The following is a 19,642-nucleotide window of genomic DNA, read 5'->3' on the forward strand; positions in this document are numbered from 1 at the left end:
ACCGTTGGGCGAGTGGGGGGAAAAACGCCTCGGTCTGCGACGAAGGACGCGTTTTCGTGAAACGGCGTCGACCCTTCTGTGTCCGGAGTAGCGAGTCCTCCCGCTCGAATTCGATAGTAGGTGAGGAATCTCGAACCCGTCCTCGGAAGTTACTACGATCGATTCTGGGCGTCGAGTACGGACATCGAAAGCGGCGACATCACTCACGAAACGACTCGAAAGGCAAGTGTTGCACGAAAAACGGCGACGGCACGGTGCATCGCCGTCGAAGATACGGATAGCGGGGCGTAGACCAGCAATCACAGAGTCATGGTAGGTCGTCGTGGTAGCGTTCCCTCGCTTATTCTCTCCCTCCTATTTGGAACATCAGAACTACGCGGCCGCTACGTGATGACGTTCGGAACGCAGCCGCGAAAAGGAGCTGATAGCGGAGCAGAAAGTATTTATCAGGAGGCGACCTCCGTCATCTTAACCGGACGGTAAACCGTCCGTGACCACAAAATGAACGCCCTCCACACATTCCCCGAGCGAATCGCCGTAAAATCAGTCACATTCGCGTTGACCCCCGTCGCAATTCTCATCGTGGCGATGGCCCTCATCTTCGAAGGACGATTCACCGAGTCGGTATCGTGGGTCTTCGGCGATTGGAGAGATCCGCTTTAAGAGATAGACCTCGATGGAACCGATCGAAACACACGGTTAGAGGGATCGTTTCGATTGTAACACCGTTTTCCCCTCGAGACGAGGTGAGCGTCCGTAACTCGAACGGCACGGATTTTCGTTCGGCTCGTCGTGGCGAGCCTTACAGCGAGAGTCGCTACTACCGTGGGTTCGGAATGTGACGGTATAATTGACGAGAAAGACCTCGATACGAAGAACGGTTACTCTTCTATGGCACGAGAATGGCACCTGACGGGCCTGACGCGAGTTAGACCGAACACCGCAAACACTTTCGAAACCGATTCTGTGATCCCCCGTACTTCGTACGATGGCCGCATATCGGACAGGCGGCGGAGTCTTCGTCCGCCGCGGTGGGGTGTACGCGCTTTTGTTTGCGTGAACCACCAGGTTTAATGTACTTTCCTATCTTGAGTAACAACATAGATAATCAAAATTACTAACTTGCTCAAGTGAGAGCGGAACACTATGAAACGGAGGTCTGGAACTAGCGTCACCAAGCCACCGGAAACGTATCTCCCACCAACGACCGAGTTTTCAGTCGAGGAAATCGTCGAGATTGCTAGCGAGGCAAGGACGCTCTTCGAAGTGTGCCAACGGACGCGCCTCTCGCGGCAAACCATCCGAAAATTACTCCGCGCTTCTGAGGCGTATCACGAAGTCGAGTTCGGGTTCGGAAACGACGTGGAAAGCTCGATTACCCGTCTCGAGAAATTGAGAGAGGAGTTCGGGTAGTATTTTCGTAGCCGCCGCGGAAGCGCGCTGGTTCGACTTCGTCGTGCGGTTCACGCCTATTTTACCCCGTACAGACGGAATCTATCCACAGTCGGACCGTACTACAACTATTGATTACCGCGTGTTATTTTCTAATTCTGTTAGTTAAGTTTATGACCGATCGGGAGGGACACTGAACTGCCCCTCTAAAGGGCAAAAAACGATAGCCAGTGACCGTGGCAGACGGACAAGGAAAGAATGGGCTTCACCTCCCTTCGTTTTGATTTTCCGGTGGTGAATGTAGTGAGAGCCGTCGGCCAATTTCGCACCGTCGGACAGACGCTCACCCTTCGGACGACCTCCGGGTGTCGAACCCGGCCGCTGTTCGTTCGAGTCACCGTTTTCTTCGTGTCGCGGTACCTCGAAGCATCGGTGTTCAAGGAGTAGCACGTTCGTGCACATAGAAAGGCATTAATCCGCCCTGTCTGTACAGGACAGTGAATGAGCCTGTCCGAGTCCGACCGAGAGTTGGTCGTCGCCGAACTCGGCCGCGACCCGACTCCGGCCGAGGAAGCGCTGTTCGAGAACCTCTGGAGCGAACACTGTGCGTATCGTTCGTCGCGTCCCCTACTGTCGGCGTTCGAGTCGGAGAGCGATGACGTGGTCGTCGGCCCCGGCGACGACGCCGCGGTCGTCGCGCTCGATAACGAGACCTACATCACGATGGGTATCGAGAGCCACAACCACCCCTCCTACGTCGACCCCTACGACGGCGCGGCGACAGGCGTCGGCGGCATCGTCCGCGACACGCTCTCGATGGGTGCCTACCCCATTGCGCTCGCGGACAGCCTCTACTTCGGCGGATTCGACCGCGAACACTCCCGCTACCTGCTGGAAGGGGTGGTCGAAGGTATCGCCGACTATGGGAACTCCATCGGGGTTCCGACGGTGACGGGGAGCACGCAGTTCCACCCCGACTACGAGGGAAACCCCCTCGTCAACGTGGCCTGCATCGGACTGCTCCCGGCCGACCGCCTCGTTACGGCGAACGCGCAGACGGCGGGCAATAAGCTCGTCCTCGTCGGCAACGCGACCGGTCGGGACGGACTCGGCGGCGCGAGCTTCGCTAGCGAAGACCTCTCGGAGGACGCCGAAACCGAAGACCGTCCCGCGGTGCAGGTCGGCGACCCGTACACTGAGAAACTGCTCATCGAAGCGAACGAGGAACTCGTCAACGGTGGGCTCGTGGAATCGGCCCGCGACCTCGGCGCGGCGGGCCTCGGCGGCGCGTCCAGCGAGTTGGTTGCGAAGGGCGGTCTCGGAGCCGACATCGAACTCGACCGCGTCCACCAGCGCGAACCGAACATGAACGCGCTCGAAATCCTACTCGCGGAGTCCCAAGAACGAATGTGCTACGAGGTTCGCCCCGAAAACGTCGACGCGGTGGCCGCCATCGCCGAGAAGTACGACCTCGGCTGTTCGGTCATCGGCGACGTGACCGAGGGGAACTACGTCTGCTCGTTCGAGGGCGAGGCGGTCGTGGACGTGCCCGCCGAGTTCATCGGCGACGGCGCGCCGATGAACGACCTGCCCGCAACGGAACCGACACGACGCGAACGCGACTTGCCCGACGCAGATCTTCACGAGGCGTTCGACGCGGTCGTCGGCTCACCCAACTGCGCGAGCAAACGGTGGGTCTACCGGCAGTACGACCACGAAGTGCAGACCCGCACCGCGATCGCGCCGGGCGACGACGCGGCGGTGCTCGCCATCAGGGACGCGAACCTCGCCCTCGCCTTCTCCGCGGGCGCGAACCCGCACTGGACGACCGCCGCGCCCTACGACGGTGCTCGCGCCGTCGCGCTCGAAAACGCGACGAACCTCGCGGCGAAGGGCGCACACCCTCTCGCGGCGGTGGACTGCCTGAACGGCGGCAACCCCGAAAAGCCGGACGTGTACGGTGGGTTCAAGGGAATCGTTGACGGTCTCGCGGACATGTGCAGCGCCCTCGCGGTTCCCATCGTCGGCGGGAACGTCTCGCTCTACAACGACTCACCGAGCGGCCCGATTCCGCCGACGCCGACGCTGGCGATGGCTGGCACGACCGCCGACTACGACGCTCCGCCGGCCAAACTTTCGGGAGACGGTACCCTGCTCCTCGTCGGCGAACCCTCCGGCGCACTCGGCGGGTCGGAGTACCTCGCGCAGGTCGGCGGGAGCGACCGTTTCCCCGAACTCCCCGAGAACGCCCGCGAACTCGTCGCTCGCCTGCGCGAAGTCGCTACGCAGGAAGGAACGCTCGCGATGCACGACGTGAGCGACGGCGGTCTCGCGGTGACGCTAGCCGAGATAATCTCCGATGACGCGGGCGCGTCGGTGTCGCTTTCGGGCGATGCGACCGCCGCGGAACTGCTGTTCAACGAACTCCCCGGACGAGTCGTGGTCGAGACGACCGCCCCCGAGGACGTATTCCGCGCGTTCGACGGCGTCGCACCGGTCGCCGAAATCGGCGCGGCGAACGACTCCGGCATGCTCAAGATCGAGGTCGGCGACGAGGAGCTTCGCCGTTCGGCCAGTGAGATTGCCGGACTTCGAGACGTGCTCGCCCGAGACCTAGAGTAGTGCGGTTTCGATTCCGGAACCGCAGTAGGCCTCGAAATTGTCACATAAAATATACAACCCACCGCTATTCGTTGCGGATACGGTCCCTCGTTCGCGTCGTGCGGCCCCTCGACGGTGCTGCGTTCTCGTTCGTCGGCTGGTCGCTTCGGAGTTGATCGCCGTCGTCGGCTATTCGGTCGGTCTAACGGGCCGAAAAATCGAAGCGACGACCGGGTTCGAAACGGAAGCCTAATTTCCGGCGTTCAGTCTCGAACGCGGCGGACAGTTCGGAGAACGTCGAGAAGAGGTCGGTGCTCAGAGCAACAGCGGGACGCCGAACGTGACGACCAGTCCGACGACGAGGACGAGCAGTCCGGTCGTCACCTGGCTCATCGTAAAGTCCTGCTGCGGTGCCGTCACTCGGTCTCTCTCTTCGGCGTCGTACTCGTGACCACTCATACCCGGAGTTGTGGGTGCCCGGTACTTCGATGTATCGGTGTTAGTATCGCGTTACGAGGGAGGTATTCGAATTGGGGTGGTAACTCGTCGGTCGTTGCGGGCGCTTTCGTCGTGATGAGCGAGTTATCGCAGTGAAGTTCTTGGAGTGAAGTCGTCCCGGAAAGCCCCCGCACGCTCGACTACCGGAAGCCGTTCCTGCTCGCTCACGTCGTTCGCTGCGCGGGCGTGCGACTTCCGTGATCACCCTCACTGCGTTCGCGTGACTCGCACGTCTCGCTGCGCTCCTCGGTTCAGTCGCGTTGCTCCCTCACCGTGCGGTACTTAGCTGGCGAGAGCGAAGCTCTCGCTGCCTCCCCCTCACTCACATTCGTTCACTCGCGAGAGCGTCATCGTGCTTCGCCGACTGCCCGGCCCTTTCAGTCCCCCCGACCGCCACAGCCACCGCACCTCGTCCTCCCCAACCTCCTCGCTCCCTACGGTCGCTCGTCCCTCGCGTGACGGCCAGACAGCCTCTCGGACGACCGCCGTCCTCGGGCCCGCCGGCGCACGCGCCGGGCGGAGAAATCGACGCTCTACGGCTACGGTGGCCACTTCTACACCGGGTGACCCATTGGGCCACCGGATCAGCAACTGAACGGTCGGTCGCCAACGCTACCTCAAACCGATCCCTTTTGACGACCGACTCCCTACCGTCTTCCAATCGATGACCCTCACCAAGCGAATTGTTCCGTGCATCGACGTGGACGTGGACGAGGACGGGAACCCGGCGGTCTACACCGGCGTCAACTTCGAAGACCTCCGGTACACCGGCGACCCGGTGGAGATGGCCCGGCGGTACAACGAGGCGGGCGCGGACGAGTTCGTCTTCCTCGACATCACGGCCAGCACGGAGGGGCGCGAGACGATGCTCGGCGTGGTCTCCGCGGTGGCCGACGAGGTGTTCATCCCCCTCACCGTCGGGGGCGGCATCCGCACGCGCGAAGACATCAAAGAGACGCTCCGCGCCGGCGCGGACAAGGTCTCCATCAACACCGCCGCGCTGGAACGCCCGGAACTCGTCACCGAGGGCGCGGAGGCGTTCGGCAACCAATGCATTGTCATCAGCGTGGACGCCCGCAGGCGATTCGACGAGGAGGGCGAACACTACGCGCAGGTCGACGGCGAATCCTGCTGGTTCGAGTGCACCGTCAAGGGCGGCCGTGAAGGAACCGGCGTGGACGTGGTCGAGTGGGCGACGGAAGCCGAATCGCGCGGCGCTGGCGAACTGTTCGTCAACTCCATCGACGCCGACGGGACGAAAGATGGCTACGACGTACCACTGACGAGAGCGGTCTGCGACGCCGTCTCCACGCCGGTCATCGCCTCTTCGGGTTGCGGCGGTCCGGAGGACGCCTACGAGGTGTTCACCGAGGCGAACGCGGACGCGGCGCTCGCGGCTTCCATCTTCCACTACGGCGAATTCTCGATTCGGGAGGTCAAGGAGTACCTCGCGGAGCGCGACGTACCGGTTCGGCTGTAGTCTCCGCTCGGTCGACCGACGCGACCGCTTCGCGGTCCGGTGTTCATTCGGTCGTTCCAGTGCCGCCACCCCGCTCCGCGAGCAACTCGCGTATCCAAGTGGCGAATCCGTGGTCGTGGCCGTGAGTCCACACCGCCGTCTCCTCCGTCACCTCTGGAAGGTCGCTCTCCTCGACGCCGCTGGCGAGAATCGCGCGATGGTCGACCAGCGCCAACTGTCCCGGCCACTTCTTCTCGACTTTATCCGTCTGCTCCAGTTTTTCCGTGACCGTAATGTGTGCGTTCGGGACAGCCTGCCCGATGCGTTCCCCTACCGACTCCGACGGTGCCTCCACCGTGACGGCGACGCCGCGGTCGGTGGCGGCCGCCAGTCGGTCGAGCACCCGATCTCTGAGCACCGTCTTTTCGGCGACGATGAACGCGACGCTGTCTTCCGCGTCGTCGAGCAGCGCCACCAGCCTGTTGCTCACGTGTTCCGCGTCCCCGACCGCCCACACCCCTTTGTCCTCCCCCGTCTCCGTCGACTCTACTTCTTCGAGCGCAGCGTTCGCCGCCTCGATGTTGGCGTGATAGTTCCGTCGGCCCACGTCGAACGCCTCGTCCTTGGGAACCGCCCTGTACTCCCGCGGGTCGGACTCTTGGATGTCCGCCAATCCACGCTTGTGGAGACGTTCGACCGTGTCGTAGACACGCGACCGAGGAACCTCGGAGAGTTGGCTGATATCCTTCGCGGTGGTCTTGGGAACGCGAGTGAGCGCGACGAAACACTTCGCCTCGTACTCGGTCAACCCCAAATTCTCCAACGCGCTGACCGCCTCGCGTTCGCCAGTCATGGGACGAGTAACGGAGCGACGGATAAACCCGCGTTGGCGGCGAGGCTACCGTCGCTGCTCGACCAGTCGGAGGAGCACTCGAACTCGTCCGACGCGCTCCGCAAGCGAAACTGTGTGTCGCTTTTGATCGTACTCCACGACGCTCGCGTCCGCAAGTTTCGGGACATGTTTGTGATAGAGCGATAGATAGATTCGCTTTACCTCCTCGACCGGAACGTCCGATAGCCGCGACTCGTATTCCCGCACCGCGACCTCGTCCGCCAAGTCGGCCAACGCGATAGGCGACCCGTGCGTTTCGATGCATCGAAGGATGCAACGACGGCGTCGATGTGCGACGATGTCGAACTGCTCGTCGAGGGGAAGGGTTTCTCCGATCGTACGAACGTCGCGTTCGGTATCCATCATCGCGTCGTAGCAGACGACGATATTTAAGTAAACTGTCATCATTGGCGGTGCAACGCGCCGTTTACTACGGAGATAACAACGCCGAGAACCGCGGAAGATGCGCCGTGAGTCCGGCGCTCAGACGGTGTACGTCTCGTAGAGCGCGGCCACCCCCCCGAAAGCAAGGACGAACCAGTAACTCGCCACCCGGTAGACGAGCGCGATAGCGGCCGCGGTGTCGGCCGACACCGACGCGAGGGCGACGAGGAGCGCCACGATGGCGACCTCGACGCCGCCGAGACCGCCGGGGGTGGGGACGATTCCGGCGACGGTGCTCGCCGGGACGACGAACAGGACGACAATGGGGTCGAGGCGAACGCCGAACGTCAATCCTGCCAGATAGAGCGGTAGCGCGAAGAACAGCCACCCCACGTAGGCGTACGGGAGCGTCCGTTTGACGGCGGTCGGATGGGTTCGAATCTCGTCGATTCCGAGGAAGAACTCCCGAATCCGTTCACGAACCGACTCCATCTCGACGCGCGAGGTGCGAGCGGCGAGCGGTTCGAGGAGGCGGGCGACGAATCGCTCGACGAGTCCCCGCTTTCGCCAGCCCGCGTACGCGACCGCCGGGACGACGACCGCCAGTCCGGCCAGTCCGGCGACGAGGAGGTTCGTCCGCCCGGTGATGTCGGTTCGGAACGCTAGCGCGACTCCCCCCACGGTAGCGAAGGTGAAGAACGGAAAGAGATTCAGGAGGTCGGCGGCGACGACGCCCGCGAAACTCTCCTGGAAGTTGGCGCGCTCGTCCGACGAGAGGACGAGGGCGATGAACGGACCCCCGCCGGCCTTACCGAACGGGGTCGCGTAGTCGGCGAACGTCGCCGCGAAGTAGGTGACGACGAGCGACCGAAACGGAATTCGAACGCCGACGGCCGAGAGAACGATGTGCCACGCCTTCGACCAGATGACGAGGCTGACGACGCTCGACGCGCACCCGACGACGATCCACCTCCAGTCGGCCTCCGCGAACGCCTGCTGTATCGCTCCCCACCCGACGACCCGACCGAATAGATACAGAAGTAACCCAGCGACCGCGAAGCCGACGAGCACCTTCGCCACCGTACGACTTCCCACCGCAGTTTTAGTTCCTGACATGAATCCCTGTTTTCGGTTCACCCTACGGCACTGCTAGTTCTCACGGGAATCCTAGTCGGGACCGACGGTTGTGTCTGTTGGCGTCGGAAACGCGTCCGAAGAATCAGGCCGCGGTCTCGAACGCCTCGCGGAAGGCGCTCGCCTTATCTTTGATGTTCTGCGCGCCGGCTTCCAGCGCGTCGAGGGGGTCTATGCCGATTTCGGTTTTGAGACTGAGAATCGGGTCGGTCTGACCGCCGGACTGTTCGGGGTTCACGTCGTAGGTGGCCGCCGAGACGCCCTCGGTTTCGAGGAGCGCACCCTTGAGCACGTTCATGAACGTGTGGTTCTCGCCCCCGATTTCTATCTGGAGTTCGGTGTCGCTCTTCTCGATAACCCGCAGTTCCATACTCACGAATTCTGCGTTGTCGCGTTTCAATCTTGCGAAGCGTGCGTTTCGGGCGGTTTCGTGATCCGGGATGTCGCCGTAGTACCGTCGCTCGTCAGCGCCGAAGGCTCCGCTGCGACGGCAATTGCTGGGACTTCGCGCATGCGGACGGTGAGCGCCGGTCGCGCGAACGAAAAGTAAATCGGCCGGTTCAGATGTTCATCTCCGCGCCGAAGTACAGCACGACGACGAGGAAGATCCAGACCGCGTCCACGAAGTGCCAGTACATTGAAACCGTCGTGACCGAGAGGTGTCGGTCGGCGGAGTACTGTCCGTAGAGCGCGCGCACGAAGACGATGCCGATGAGCACCGCGCCCATGGAGACGTGCAGGCCGTGCAGTCCCGTCAGGCCAAAGAACGCGCTGTTGAACACGCCGCCCGTGAACGTGAAGTGGTGTCCGTGGATGAACTCGTAGTACTCCAGAACCTGGCCGCCGATGAACACGATACCCAACAGGAGCGTCGCGCCCATTCCGGCGAGGAACCGACTCCGATTGTTCTTTCGGAGTTCGACTTCAGCCCAGTGGAGCGTGATACTGCTCGCTATCAGCAGCGCGGTGTTGATGAGCACGAGCGAGGTCGTCAGTTCAGGAAGCGAATCACCCGCCGGAGGCCACGCTCCCGTGCGGATGAAGAAGTAGTAGACGAACCCCGCGCCGAACGTGGCCACTTCCGACCCGAGGAACGCGATCATGCCCCAGCGGAGCGCGTTCGCGCCGGATTCGTGCGCATCTCTGCTCCAGAAGTGCTTGACGAAGGCGTGATACACCCAGCCGTACAGGCCTGCGAGGAAGACGACGGTGCTGGCGATGAACACCGCCGGGCCAATCGTCGGGCCGACGAGATTGTTTCCTCCGTGTCCGAGGATGAACAGCGCGGCACCGACGTAGAATCCGGCGCCGCCGATAGCGGTGACGAAGGGCCACCACGACGCCTCGCCGAAGCCCTTCGGCCAGTCCTCGACGGCCGGGAGGTGGTGGCCGTGCTCCTCTGTCGAATCGTCCGTTACCGTCATACTGAGACGGTTACCGTCCGACCACTAAAAATGCACCCAAAAGCCTCCGCTGTCTCAAACGTTCGCGCCGCGTCGGATGAAGTGGTTGTATCGCTGACGTATCCCACGATTGAAGGGAGAAAAGTCGGTCTCAGGCCGAGCTGTTGTTGCCGCCCGAACTCCCGTTACCTGAACTACTGTTGCCGGCCGAACTACTGTTATTACCGCCGCTCTGCTGGCCCTGATACCCCGGCTGGTTCTGGAGCCACTGCTGATACTCGGATTGATTGACGACCTTGACGGTGCCGAGCATACTGGAGTGGCCCACTCCACAGTACTCCGCGCAGTAGAGCTGATACGTTCCTTCCTCCGTGGCCCTCGTCTTGATGACGTTGTGCTGGTTCGGGATGGCATCCTGTTTCAGCCCGAGTTGGGGGACGTGGAACGCGTGAAGCCAGTCCTTGGAGGTGACGTTGAAGTAGACCGGGCGGTTCTTCGGGATGACCGCGTTCGTGGAGGCCGAGACGTTCTGACCTTTGTAGTTGAACGTCCACGCGTACCGCTCGGCGACCACTTCTATCTCGACCGCGTTCTTCTCCACGTTCTGCGCCTGCTCCGGCGTCGTCGTGACGTACTCGTTCGCCATCACGCCGTAGGAGGCGTAGCCGACGAACAGCAGGACGATGGCGGTGGCGACCGTCCACGTGATTTCGAGTCGTCGGTTCTCCTTCGTCGGGAGCGGGTTCTCGTTGTTGCGGAACTTCCACACGGTGTAGATGAGGATGCCCTCGACCAACACCGTGATGGGAATCGCGGCGTACAGCAACTGGGTGTTGAGCGTCCGGATGAGTTCCTCGGTCGTCGAGTCGTACCCCTGCGCGAGCGCGGGGTCTACCGCGACCGCGAGGAGGGCCGCGCCGAGCACCGAAACGAACGCTATCCGCTTCGAATCCATACTACCTTAGGCTTGGGAAGTGCTCCATAAATATGTGCTGTCTTCGTCTTCGGGGGAAGTCGGATGGCCTAAGTACGCGGGAAGGCAACCGTCGTACAACGGTGGCATCGCAGGATATTCCCTCGGGTCGGTTCGAACGCGCGCTGACGGCAACAGCAGTCGGCGTCTACTTGCTGGTCGTCGTTGGTGCGACCACGTCGCTGACGGACGCGGCAGCGGCCTGCCCGACGTGGCCCGCCTGTAACGGCCACTGGGTCGTCTCCTTCGACGACCCGAAACTCGCCATCGCATGGGGTCACCGCGTCGTCGCGCTCGCCGTCGGTCTGCTCCTCGCCGTCACGACGCTCTTCGCGTGGCTGCGCGACTCGCGACCGCGGGTTCGAGCGACCCTCTCGATCGCCGCGGTGCTCTACCCGGTGCAGATCGGACTCGGCGCGCTCGCGGCGACGACGGCCACGACCGCGTCGTTCGCCGCCGTCCACCTCGTCGTCGGGATGACGATCTTCGCGGGCTGCGTGCTCGCGCTCGCGTGGACGCTCGAACCCGCGGAGCGGGACGCCCCGGTCGAGACGAGCATCCGGCCCGCGGGGGTGCCCGCGACGCCGGACGAAGGGCGGACCTCGCCCGGCCCGAAAGCGACCGCCTACGCCTACTTTCAACTGATGAAGCCGCGACTGATGTGGCTCCTGTGTCTCGTCGCGTCCGCCGGGATGGCGCTCGCGGCGGGGCCGAACCTCGAAGTGGGAACCGTCGTCGCCACGCTCACGGGCGGTGTCCTCTCCATCGGCGCGAGCGGGACGTTCAACCACGTCCTCGAACGCGACGTCGATAAGCGGATGTCCAGAACGGCCGACCGACCGGCGGCGACGGCGCAGATTCCGGTTCGGAACGCGGTCGCCTTCGGACTCCTGTTGGCTGTGGCCTCCCTCGCCGTCTTCCTCTCGGTGAACCTCCTCGTCGCGGTGCTGGGGCTGACGGCCATCGTCTACTACAGCGTCGTCTACACCCTCCTGTTGAAGCCGAACACGGTGCAGAACACGGTCATCGGCGGCTTTGCGGGGTCGCTTCCGGCGCTCATCGGCTGGGCCGCCGTCACCGACGGCGTCGGCTTGCCCGCGCTGGTGCTCGCCGGGGTCATCTTCCTCTGGACGCCGGCGCACTTCTACAATCTCGCGCTCGCGTACAAGGACGACTACGCGCGCGGGGGCTTCCCGATGATGCCGGTCGTCCGCGGCGAGGTCGAGACTCGGAAACACATCATGTTGTGGCTCGGGGCGACGCTCCTCGCGGCGGGCGCGCTCGCCACGGTGACGACGCTCGGGTGGCTGTACGCCCTCACGACGCTCGTCTTCGGAGCCGTTTTCCTCGCGGCGGTCGTCAAACTACACCACGACCGCGACGAACGGGCGGCGTTCCGTTCGTTCCACGCCTCGAACGCCTACCTCGGGGCGCTCCTCGTCGCCATCGTGGTCGACGCACTCGCACTATGAGCACGCAAATCGCGCGATTTCGACCGAGCGGAGAAACCCTACTGTGGGGAGCGGCCCTGCTCAACGCCGAGTTCCTCTTGCTTTTGTTGTACTTTTCCGTCTCCAACCAAGCCGGCGGCGACCTCCGCTACCTCCTCTACCCCTTCGTCTGGATAAACGTCGCGCTGTTCGCGGTGTGGGGAACGAACCCCGTCGCTGAGAGCGACCGCGACCGAGTCCTGGGAATCGTCGTCGCCGCGGGCTACTTCCTCGTCCTCGGCTACGTCGGCGGACTGTTCGGCCCCGGCCACTCGATGCCCGGAATGTCGGCCGGTAACTTCCGAATTGCGTGGCTTCCGCCGGGGTGGGGTCCGGCCCTGCTCTATAACGGCGACCTGCTTCGCCTCTCGATCCTCCCGTTCAAGCTGATCGGCTATCTCGCCCTCGCGTACCTCGTCTACGCCACCGTGCTCGACGCCGCGGGGTCCGTCGTCGCCGGACTCCTCGGCCTGTTCTCGTGCGTAAGTTGCACGTTCCCCGTCGTCGCCTCCGTCGTCACCGGTATCGCGGGTGCGGGAACGGGACTCGCCGCGACGGTTTCGTCCGGTTCCTACGACATCTCGACGGTCGTGTTCGTCGTGACCGTCGCGCTGCTCTACTGGCGACCGACGATTCGATAATCGAAGCAGTGATTGTTCTCGGTTGATATTTTTCGGTCGAATGAACTGGGAAGCCGACAGAACCCTTCGACTTCGGATGGCGCTCGCGCTCTGTCTCGTCGCCGTCCTTCCGTTCGAGTTCGTCGCCCCCTCCTCGTCCTCGTCGGTGTCGCGTTTCCGCACGTCGTGACGGGTTCGAACCTCCGGCTCGGACTCGGGATGATCGTCGTCGGAACGCCGCTCTTGCTCGGATTTCTGTACGTCGTCGGCAAGTGCGCGACGCTTCGGTCGGTCGGTGTGCGCCGGGTCGGACGGGACGAAGCGCCCGTCGTTTCAAAGTTCTTCATCAGTCGGACGAGCGTCGCAAGTCGATACAGGTGACGGCGTTTGGAAAAGTCGTAATCTCGGGCGAGCGAGTTCGTCCGACTGTACCCTCGTACAGTCGTTCGCAGAGTCGTCCGTAGCGGTGGCGACTTTCAGCACGATCCTCTCCGTCTCGGTCGCCTGAGATTTTCCTCGGTTTGGCGTTCCACGGAGAGCGAGTAGACTGCGTTCTTTCCGTGCTCGGTCGGTTCCAGGTCGTCGATTCGCGCGTTCGGGAACGCCGTCGCGGATTTCGCCGTCGGAAAGCGGGTCGTCCGACGAACCGTCTCGTCCGTCGGAACTCTCTCCTGTCATTCGCGTTTCGAGCGACGGGAAGTTCACCCATATACTTTCCCGGACGCCGAATCGAACCCCTTACCTGCGGACGAGGGTAAGTTTCGAGCATGACCGACGCACTCGTCGCCGAGAACCTTCGACGGCGATACGGCGACACCGTGGCGCTCGACGGCGTCTCGCTCTCTGTCGGCGCGGGCGAGGTGTTCGCGCTCATCGGCCCGAACGGCGCGGGGAAGACGACGCTCGTTCGGTCGCTCACCGGGACGACGACGCCCGACGAGGGAGAGGTGTCCGTCCTCGGCGTGCCGCCAGCCGAGGTGGACAAATCGCGGGTCGGTCTGCTCCCGCAGTCGTTCGACCCGCCCGCACGTCTCTCGGCGCGGGAACTCGTGCGGTACTATGCGGGGCTGTACGACGACGCCCGCGACCCGGACGAAGCACTGGCGGAAGTCGGACTGGCGGACGCCGGAGATACGTGGTACGAGAACCTCTCCGGCGGGCAACGGCGTCGCGCCTGTGTGGCGGCGACGCTGGTCAACGACCCCGACGTGCTCTTTCTCGACGAACCGACCACGGGCATCGACCCCGCGGGACGACGCGCGCTCTGGTCGCTCGTCGAGACGCTCGCGGACGGCGGAACGACCGTCTTCCTGACGACGCACTACATGGCGGAGGCCGAACGACTCGCCGACCGGGTCGGTCTGCTCGCCGACGGCGAACTCGTCGCCGTCGGCACGCCGGAATCGCTCGTCGCGGATCACGGCGGGGAGAGTCGTCTCGTCGTGGAGACCGAGGCGTCGCGCACCGCGGTCGAGACTCGGTTCACCGTCGAAGAGACCGAAACCGGCCTCGTCTTCGACGGGGTCACCCCGGCCGACATCGGTGCGGTGGTGTCGGAGCTGAACGACCGCGGTATCGAGTACGAGGCGCTGACGTGGACCGAACCCGACTTGGAGGACGCGTACCTCCGATTGACGGGCGCGTCGCTCGGCCCGGAAGCGACGCGAGAAGCGAGCCAGACCGCCGTCGCGGAGGGTGAGCGATGACCGGAGCGACGACTGCGACGCGGCGAGTTCGCGCGGAGGCGGGCGCGGCGTGGCGGTCGTTCCTCCGGCGGCGCACCGCCGTCTTCTTCACGTTCTTCTTCCCGGTCATCCTCATCCTCATCTTCGCGGTGCTCGTGCAGACGAACCCCGGCGACAGCGGTTCGGGCGGCGGTCTCTTCGCGGAGCCGCCCGCGTACTACCTGCCGGGCTACCTCGCGGTCGTCGTGCTGTTCACGCCGCTCTCGCGGGTCGGCAGTTCCGTCTCTCGTCACCGCGAGTCCAACCGCTACGAGAAACTGGCGACGACGCCGCTCACGCGCGCCGAGTGGTTGCTGGCGCACACTCTCGTCAACGTCGTCATCATCGGACTGGCGGGTCTAATCATCCTCGCGCTGATGGCGCTCGTGACGAACGCGGGCGTCTCGTTCGCGGCGTTGCCGCTCGTCGCCGTTTTCGTCGCGCTAGCGGTCGCGCTGTTCTGCGGCGTCGGCGCGCTCCTCGGTAGTTTCGCGGGGTCGCAGGACGGCGTCATCGCGGCGAGCAACGCGATCGCCCTCCCGCTCCTCTTTCTCTCGAATACGTTCGTCACGCCGGAGCTCCTGCCGGCGTGGTTCCGGCCGGTGATGAATCTCTCGCCCCTGACCTACTTCGCCCGCGGCGTACGGGAACTGACCTACGACGCACCCTCCACCGCCGTCGTCAGTGGTTCGAATCCCCTCGGCGGGTGGGAAATCAACCTCCTCGTCCTCGCGGTGCTCGCGGTCGCCTTCTTCGTCGCCGGGGCGCGTGCGATTCCGCGAACCGACTGATTCGGCCCGTCTGATTTCGACGGAATCGTATCCGGAACGAATATTACAAGCCGGCGTCACTTTCCCGCATGGTTGGTCGCCCCTCTTCGCAATCGAACACCCGTCGATGGCATCGGCTCGTCGAACACTACACGCCGGACGGTGCCCTCGGGAGAGTCCTCCTCGCGGCGGCATCTGGGTCGGTCAGCGGGTTCGCCTTGCTCGCAACGCTCTTCAGTATCGCCGAGCCCGACCTGCTTCTGTTCGTCCTCTTTCCACTCTGGGCGGGACTCTGTCTCGGAACCGCCGTCCTGACCGTCGTCGCGCTCTGGCCGGTGTATCTCTCCCTCATCGGAAACGTGGCGTCGGCGAAGGATTATCCGCGAACCTCGTCCCCGTCCTCGTCGTCGGACGGGAGCGACGAAACCGACCCGATTGAAACCGACAGCGTTCCTCACTCTGTTCGAACGCGCCACGTATCCCGCATCGAGCGAGACGACGCCGGCGGCGGGTTTAAAATTAGGGAAGTTTCTCACATCGTGACGTGCGTCCAGCCGTAGGTGTGGTTCAACATCACGTAGGTGACGACGCCCAGCACGAGCGAGAGAATCCACGCCGAGGCCGCGATTCGACCCACCCTCGCGTGCGACGTGCTCCGCAGTTCGGCGGGCGTGTGGGTCAGACCGAGCACGAGGGCGTACAGCACGACCGGAACCGAGACGACCGAGAGCACGATGTGTATCGCCAACATGGCGATGTAGGCGTAGTAGACGAGTCCCGGCGCGAGGTCGATGTGTTTCTCTCCACCGCCGCCGACCTTCGTAAGGTAGAGCGCGAGGAAGACGAGGATGAGGGCGAACGCGGTGAGCATGGCGACCCGGTGCTTTCGAACGTCGCCCTTGCGAATCCAGTACCAGCCGAGGACGAGCGAGACGGTCGCCGCGCTGTTGACGACCGCGATGGCGTCCGAGAGCAGATTGATTGTTTCGATGCCGATCTCCGGATAGATGGGGAGGACGCCCGCGAACGTTCCGAGCACGAGTACGTACCCGACCGCCGAGAGCACTGCCGTCACCTTCGCCGGACTCTCCCGTGCGCGCTGTCGCGCGGTCGCCGTGGCCATGCGCGGGAGTAGGGAGTGGTGTGGTAAGGTGCCTTCGTTTCTCCTTCGACGTTCCCGACTCGCCGACTATCAACTCGACCACCGCCGACGCAACCGCAGAAATCGTAGAGCCAAAAACCGCAACCGCACCGCATCAGCCACACCCTCCCCAACCGATTCCTTCGCTCCCTATCGGTCGCTCCGTCATCCCTCGTGCGAGCGTCTGGCGGCTCGGCCGACCGCCGGCCTCGCCGCCGCGCCAGCGCGCGCCGAGGTAACATTGTCGAACTCGCGTCCCTCGATAGTTCGTCCAGCCGGTGTGCAACGTCGGCCGTCTCGCCTATCTATCACAACTTGAGTTGCCTATTTTCAACTGTGATTTCACACGTATTTCCGTTAAAGTGAAACCCGGACGCGGGGAAGGGTGGAGTATGAGCGCAGATCAGGAACAGCAGTCGATTCGCTGCCTCGTCGCCAAGGTCGGTCTAGACGGTCACGACCGCGGGGCGCATGTCATCGCCCGCGCCTTCCGCGACGCGGGATTCGAAGTCGTCTACTCAGGTCTCCACAACGCCCCCGACGAGATCGTGCAGGCCGCCGTACAGGAGGACGTGAACGTCCTTGGGATCTCCATTCTCTCCGGAGCGCACAACACCCTCATCCCCAAGATAGTCGACGGGCTGAAAGAGTACGACGCCTTCGAAGACACCCTCATCCTCGTCGGCGGCGTCGTGCCGGACGACGACAAGGCGAAACTCAAGGAACTCGGTGTCGCGGAGGTGTTCGGTCCGGGCACGCCGATGGAAGAGACTATCCGATTCGTCCGCGAAAACGCGCCCGAACGATGAGCGCGAAGCACGCGGAGTTGCTGGACGACCTCCTCGCTGGAAAGCACCGGGCGTTGGCGCGCGTCATCACGAAGATAGAGAACCGCGATTCCGGCTACCGAGAACTCGTTTCGGAACTGCACGACCACACCGGCGACGCCGAGGTTATCGGCATCACCGGCAGTCCCGGCGCGGGCAAATCGACGCTCGTGGACAAGGTGGCGAACCGCTACCGCGAGCGCGGCGAGACGGTCGGCGTCATCGCCATCGACCCCTCCTCGCCGTTCACCGGCGGCGCGGTGCTCGGCGACCGCATCCGGATGGCGAGCAACGTCGGCGATATGGACGTGTTTTTCCGGTCAATGAGCGCCCGCGGCAGCCTCGGCGGCCTCTCCACCGCGACGACGGACGCCGTGAAGGCGCTCGACGCCTTCGGCAAGGACAAGGTGATAGTCGAGACGGTCGGTGCGGGACAGAACGAGATCGATATCGTGCGAACCGCCGACACGGTCGCGGTGCTGGTGCCTCCGGAGAGCGGCGACGCCGTCCAGATGCTCAAGGCGGGCATCCTCGAAATCGCCGACGTGTTCGCGGTGAACAAGGCCGACCTCCCCGGCGCAGATCGGGCGGTACAGGAACTCACGGAGATGATAGAGATGCGCGGCCACCAGCCCACGCTCGAATTCGCCGACGGCGTGGAGGGGTACGACTGGACGCCCCGCGTCGTCGAGACGGTCGCGAAAGACGGCGAGGGCGTCACCGAGTTCGTGAGCGTGCTGGACGAGCACCACGATCTGCTCGAATCGACGGGAATGCTGGAAGCGAAGGCACGAACCCGCTACGCCGAGGAGATTCGAACGCTTCTGCGCGAGGATGTAAACGAACTCGTCGCAGAGGAGATCGAGGCTCAGGACGGGATGCGGGAGTTGGTCGACAGCGTGCTCGAACGCGAAACCGACCCCTACTCCGTGGCCGACGAAATAATCACGCCGATCGAAGACTGCCTACACGACTGATTTTTGGCATAACCGATAAACCCGTTCGCACCGCCTTGGTACGTATGAAACTTCGTCGACTCGCCACGGCCACCGCGGGCGGGCTGGGACTCGCCGCGCTCGCCAATCGGACGCTAGCTCGGCAGGTGGAACCACTCGACCCGCCGCTGTCGGGGGAGCAGGGAACCTACCACTGGCGCGGGTTCGACGTGGCCTACACCGAAGCGGGCGACCCGAACGACCCGGACGTGCTCTTGCTGCACGGCATCCACGCCGCCGCCTCGAACAAGGAGTTCGACAAGATCTTCGAGCAGCTCTCGACGCAGTATCACGTCCTCGCACCCGACTTCCCCGGTTTCGGTCGCTCGTCGCGCCCGCCGGTCGAGTATTCGGCGTCGCTGTACACCGCCTTCGTCGTGGACTTCGCCGAGGACATGACCGACGACGCCATCTGCCTCGCGTCGTCGCTCTCCGGAGCCTACGCGACGCTCGCGCAGAACGAAACGGGGGCGTTCTCTCGGCTGGAACTCATCTGCCCAACCGCCGACACCGGTTCGCGGCGGTCGTGGCTTCGGGCGCTCTTTCGCGCTCCGGTCGTCGGCACCGCACTGTTCAACGCCCTCGCCAGCAAACGCTCGATTCGGCGGTTCAACGAGCGCGACGGCTACTTCAGCGAGGCGTCATACACGGAGCGCGACGTGGAGTTCGAGTGGCAGACCGCGCATCAGCCCGGCGCCCGGTTCGCGCCCGCGTCGTTCGTGGCGAACTACCTTGACCCCGACGTCGATCTCGGCGAGGAGCTAGCGCGAGCGGACGTGCCGGTGACCCTCGTCTGGGGGCGGGAAGCGAAGGTCACGCCGCTAGAAGACGGCCAGAAGCTCGCGGACCAAGGAGATACGCGGCTCATCGTCTTCGACGAAGCGCGACTCCTCCCGCACGTCGAACATCCCGGCCCGTTCTTGGAAGTGCTGTTCGACGAGCTAACGGCGCTCGAACAGCAATAATCGTTCGCCCGCCGTCTCCGTCTCACCCACGGCCGCGGCGACCTTCGTGCCGACTCCTACGTCGTCGTTCGCCACGCCGGTCAGTCGAACCGGGCCGAAGTCGGCGATGGCGGTCGTGTAGGGCACGTCGTCCGCGAACGACGGCGCGGCGACGTGGACGACGGTGTACGTCTCTATCTCGCCCGTCTCGGGCAGCGTCGTCTCTTCGAGGTCGGTCGCGCCGCACCGGGGGCAGACTCGACGCGGCGGGAGCGAGCCGTGACCGTTCTCGCATTCCAGGTAGTAACTCTCGCCCTCGGCGACGGCGTCAAGCCACTCGTCGTAGCCCGTGTTAGCGTGGTCGCTCATTCTTCCACCTCCAGAGCACAGCTCTG

At 63.8% G+C, this 19,642-nt stretch carries 27 protein-coding genes; 17 read left to right on the top strand and 10 right to left on the bottom strand.

Annotated features, from left to right (window positions below; all coding sequences use genetic code 11):
• The first annotated feature begins 120 nt into the window (after window positions 1-120).
• From LIW51_RS04385 to purL, 5 genes are all read left to right on the top strand, one after another.
• On the top strand, window positions 121-291 hold the full coding sequence (locus LIW51_RS04385) for a hypothetical protein (RefSeq protein WP_227376004.1): 171 nt from the start codon (window positions 121-123) through the stop codon (window positions 289-291).
• Between the two features lie 210 nt (window positions 292-501).
• Window positions 502-663, top strand: a complete 162-nt coding sequence (locus LIW51_RS04390; RefSeq protein ID WP_227376005.1) for a hypothetical protein — start codon at window positions 502-504, stop codon at window positions 661-663.
• Between the two features lie 483 nt (window positions 664-1,146).
• Window positions 1,147-1,413: a hypothetical protein gene (locus tag LIW51_RS04395; protein ID WP_227376006.1), complete on the top strand. Its 267-nt coding sequence runs from the start codon at window positions 1,147-1,149 to the stop codon at window positions 1,411-1,413.
• Window positions 1,414-1,695: 282 nt separating this feature from the next.
• A complete protein-coding gene (locus LIW51_RS04400; protein WP_227376007.1) occupies window positions 1,696-1,839 on the top strand; it encodes a hypothetical protein in 144 nt (47 codons plus the stop codon).
• A 54-nt stretch (window positions 1,840-1,893) separates the two neighbouring features.
• On the top strand, window positions 1,894-4,014 hold the full coding sequence (purL, locus tag LIW51_RS04405) for a phosphoribosylformylglycinamidine synthase subunit PurL (protein ID WP_227376008.1): 2,121 nt from the start codon (window positions 1,894-1,896) through the stop codon (window positions 4,012-4,014).
• Between the two features lie 294 nt (window positions 4,015-4,308).
• Here the strand turns inward: purL and LIW51_RS04410 are convergent, their stop codons facing one another.
• Window positions 4,309-4,452 (bottom strand): DUF7550 family protein, encoded by a 144-nt coding sequence (locus LIW51_RS04410; RefSeq protein WP_227376009.1) that lies wholly within the window; start codon window positions 4,450-4,452, stop codon window positions 4,309-4,311.
• A gap of 357 nt (window positions 4,453-4,809) precedes the next feature.
• Window positions 4,810-5,043 carry a hypothetical protein gene (locus tag LIW51_RS04415; RefSeq protein ID WP_227376010.1) on the bottom strand — a complete coding sequence of 78 codons (234 nt, stop codon included), beginning with the start codon at window positions 5,041-5,043 and terminating at the stop codon, window positions 4,810-4,812.
• A 112-nt stretch (window positions 5,044-5,155) separates the two neighbouring features.
• Between LIW51_RS04415 and hisF the strand changes: the two genes are divergently transcribed.
• Window positions 5,156-5,971: an imidazole glycerol phosphate synthase subunit HisF gene (hisF, locus tag LIW51_RS04420; protein ID WP_227376011.1), complete on the top strand. Its 816-nt coding sequence runs from the start codon at window positions 5,156-5,158 to the stop codon at window positions 5,969-5,971.
• Between the two features lie 43 nt (window positions 5,972-6,014).
• On the opposite strand, the gene LIW51_RS04425 is transcribed toward hisF, so the two are convergent.
• The 6 genes from LIW51_RS04425 to coxB form a co-directional block, all read right to left on the bottom strand.
• Complete coding sequence (locus LIW51_RS04425) at window positions 6,015-6,803, bottom strand: TrmB family transcriptional regulator (protein WP_227376012.1); 789 nt, start codon at window positions 6,801-6,803, stop codon at window positions 6,015-6,017.
• A 45-nt stretch (window positions 6,804-6,848) separates the two neighbouring features.
• On the bottom strand, window positions 6,849-7,247 hold the full coding sequence (locus LIW51_RS04430) for a DUF7344 domain-containing protein (protein ID WP_227376013.1): 399 nt from the start codon (window positions 7,245-7,247) through the stop codon (window positions 6,849-6,851).
• A 78-nt stretch (window positions 7,248-7,325) separates the two neighbouring features.
• Window positions 7,326-8,321 (bottom strand): lysylphosphatidylglycerol synthase transmembrane domain-containing protein, encoded by a 996-nt coding sequence (locus LIW51_RS04435; protein ID WP_227376014.1) that lies wholly within the window; start codon window positions 8,319-8,321, stop codon window positions 7,326-7,328.
• Between the two features lie 124 nt (window positions 8,322-8,445).
• Window positions 8,446-8,730, bottom strand: a complete 285-nt coding sequence (locus tag LIW51_RS04440) for a DNA-directed RNA polymerase subunit L (RefSeq protein ID WP_227376015.1) — start codon at window positions 8,728-8,730, stop codon at window positions 8,446-8,448.
• Window positions 8,731-8,920: 190 nt separating this feature from the next.
• Entirely contained in the window at window positions 8,921-9,784 is an 864-nt protein-coding gene (locus LIW51_RS04445; protein WP_227376016.1) for a cytochrome c oxidase subunit 3, read from the bottom strand.
• A 130-nt stretch (window positions 9,785-9,914) separates the two neighbouring features.
• Window positions 9,915-10,718 (bottom strand): cytochrome c oxidase subunit II, encoded by an 804-nt coding sequence (gene coxB / locus LIW51_RS04450; RefSeq protein ID WP_227376017.1) that lies wholly within the window; start codon window positions 10,716-10,718, stop codon window positions 9,915-9,917.
• Between the two features lie 101 nt (window positions 10,719-10,819).
• Here coxB and cyoE point away from each other — a divergent pair, with 101 nt between their 5' ends.
• The 7 genes from cyoE (at window position 10,820) to LIW51_RS04480 (ending at window position 15,900) form a co-directional block, all read left to right on the top strand.
• Window positions 10,820-12,208 (top strand): heme o synthase, encoded by a 1,389-nt coding sequence (gene cyoE / locus LIW51_RS04455; protein ID WP_227376018.1) that lies wholly within the window; start codon window positions 10,820-10,822, stop codon window positions 12,206-12,208.
• Complete coding sequence (locus tag LIW51_RS04460; RefSeq protein ID WP_227376019.1) at window positions 12,205-12,867, top strand: DUF7546 family protein; 663 nt, start codon at window positions 12,205-12,207, stop codon at window positions 12,865-12,867. Before cyoE ends, LIW51_RS04460 begins: the two co-directional genes overlap by 4 nt.
• A 40-nt stretch (window positions 12,868-12,907) precedes the next feature.
• The gene (locus LIW51_RS38415) at window positions 12,908-13,036 is read left to right on the top strand and encodes a hypothetical protein (RefSeq protein WP_255767145.1); all 129 of its coding nucleotides are present in this window, start codon (window positions 12,908-12,910) and stop codon (window positions 13,034-13,036) included.
• Window positions 13,033-13,227, top strand: a complete 195-nt coding sequence (locus tag LIW51_RS04465; protein WP_227376020.1) for a hypothetical protein — start codon at window positions 13,033-13,035, stop codon at window positions 13,225-13,227. Before LIW51_RS38415 ends, LIW51_RS04465 begins: the two co-directional genes overlap by 4 nt.
• A gap of 386 nt (window positions 13,228-13,613) precedes the next feature.
• Window positions 13,614-14,552 (top strand): ABC transporter ATP-binding protein, encoded by a 939-nt coding sequence (locus tag LIW51_RS04470; RefSeq protein ID WP_227376021.1) that lies wholly within the window; start codon window positions 13,614-13,616, stop codon window positions 14,550-14,552.
• Complete coding sequence (locus LIW51_RS04475) at window positions 14,549-15,361, top strand: ABC transporter permease (protein ID WP_227376022.1); 813 nt, start codon at window positions 14,549-14,551, stop codon at window positions 15,359-15,361. The genes LIW51_RS04470 and LIW51_RS04475 overlap by 4 nt, the downstream gene beginning before the upstream one ends.
• A gap of 68 nt (window positions 15,362-15,429) precedes the next feature.
• Window positions 15,430-15,900, top strand: coding sequence for a hypothetical protein (locus LIW51_RS04480; RefSeq protein ID WP_227376023.1), 471 nt, complete (start codon window positions 15,430-15,432; stop codon window positions 15,898-15,900).
• Here the strand turns inward: LIW51_RS04480 and LIW51_RS04485 are convergent.
• Window positions 15,873-16,463, bottom strand: coding sequence for a DUF420 domain-containing protein (locus LIW51_RS04485; protein ID WP_227376024.1), 591 nt, complete (start codon window positions 16,461-16,463; stop codon window positions 15,873-15,875). The two genes, LIW51_RS04480 and LIW51_RS04485, sit on opposite strands and share 28 nt — an antisense overlap.
• A 20-nt stretch (window positions 16,464-16,483) precedes the next feature.
• Here LIW51_RS04485 and LIW51_RS04490 point away from each other — a divergent pair, with 20 nt between their 5' ends.
• The 4 genes from LIW51_RS04490 to LIW51_RS04505 all read left to right on the top strand — a co-directional run bounded on the left by LIW51_RS04490 (window position 16,484) and on the right by LIW51_RS04505 (window position 19,268).
• Window positions 16,484-16,720 carry a hypothetical protein gene (locus LIW51_RS04490; RefSeq protein ID WP_227376025.1) on the top strand — a complete coding sequence of 79 codons (237 nt, stop codon included), beginning with the start codon at window positions 16,484-16,486 and terminating at the stop codon, window positions 16,718-16,720.
• 153 nt (window positions 16,721-16,873) lie between these two features.
• Window positions 16,874-17,290 (top strand): cobalamin B12-binding domain-containing protein, encoded by a 417-nt coding sequence (locus tag LIW51_RS04495; RefSeq protein WP_227376026.1) that lies wholly within the window; start codon window positions 16,874-16,876, stop codon window positions 17,288-17,290.
• Window positions 17,287-18,285 carry a methylmalonyl Co-A mutase-associated GTPase MeaB gene (gene meaB / locus LIW51_RS04500; protein WP_227376027.1) on the top strand — a complete coding sequence of 333 codons (999 nt, stop codon included), beginning with the start codon at window positions 17,287-17,289 and terminating at the stop codon, window positions 18,283-18,285. Before LIW51_RS04495 ends, meaB begins: the two co-directional genes overlap by 4 nt.
• A gap of 44 nt (window positions 18,286-18,329) precedes the next feature.
• Complete coding sequence (locus LIW51_RS04505; RefSeq protein ID WP_227376028.1) at window positions 18,330-19,268, top strand: alpha/beta fold hydrolase; 939 nt, start codon at window positions 18,330-18,332, stop codon at window positions 19,266-19,268.
• On the opposite strand, the gene LIW51_RS04510 is transcribed toward LIW51_RS04505, so the two are convergent.
• Window positions 19,245-19,616, bottom strand: coding sequence for a Zn-ribbon domain-containing OB-fold protein (locus LIW51_RS04510; protein WP_227376029.1), 372 nt, complete (start codon window positions 19,614-19,616; stop codon window positions 19,245-19,247). The genes LIW51_RS04505 and LIW51_RS04510 overlap by 24 nt on opposite strands.
• Window positions 19,617-19,642: the final 26 nt, after the last annotated feature.

Origin of the sequence: Haladaptatus halobius (genome assembly GCF_020618475.1) — an archaeon.
GTDB classification, from domain to species: domain Archaea; phylum Halobacteriota; class Halobacteria; order Halobacteriales; family Haladaptataceae; genus Haladaptatus; species Haladaptatus halobius.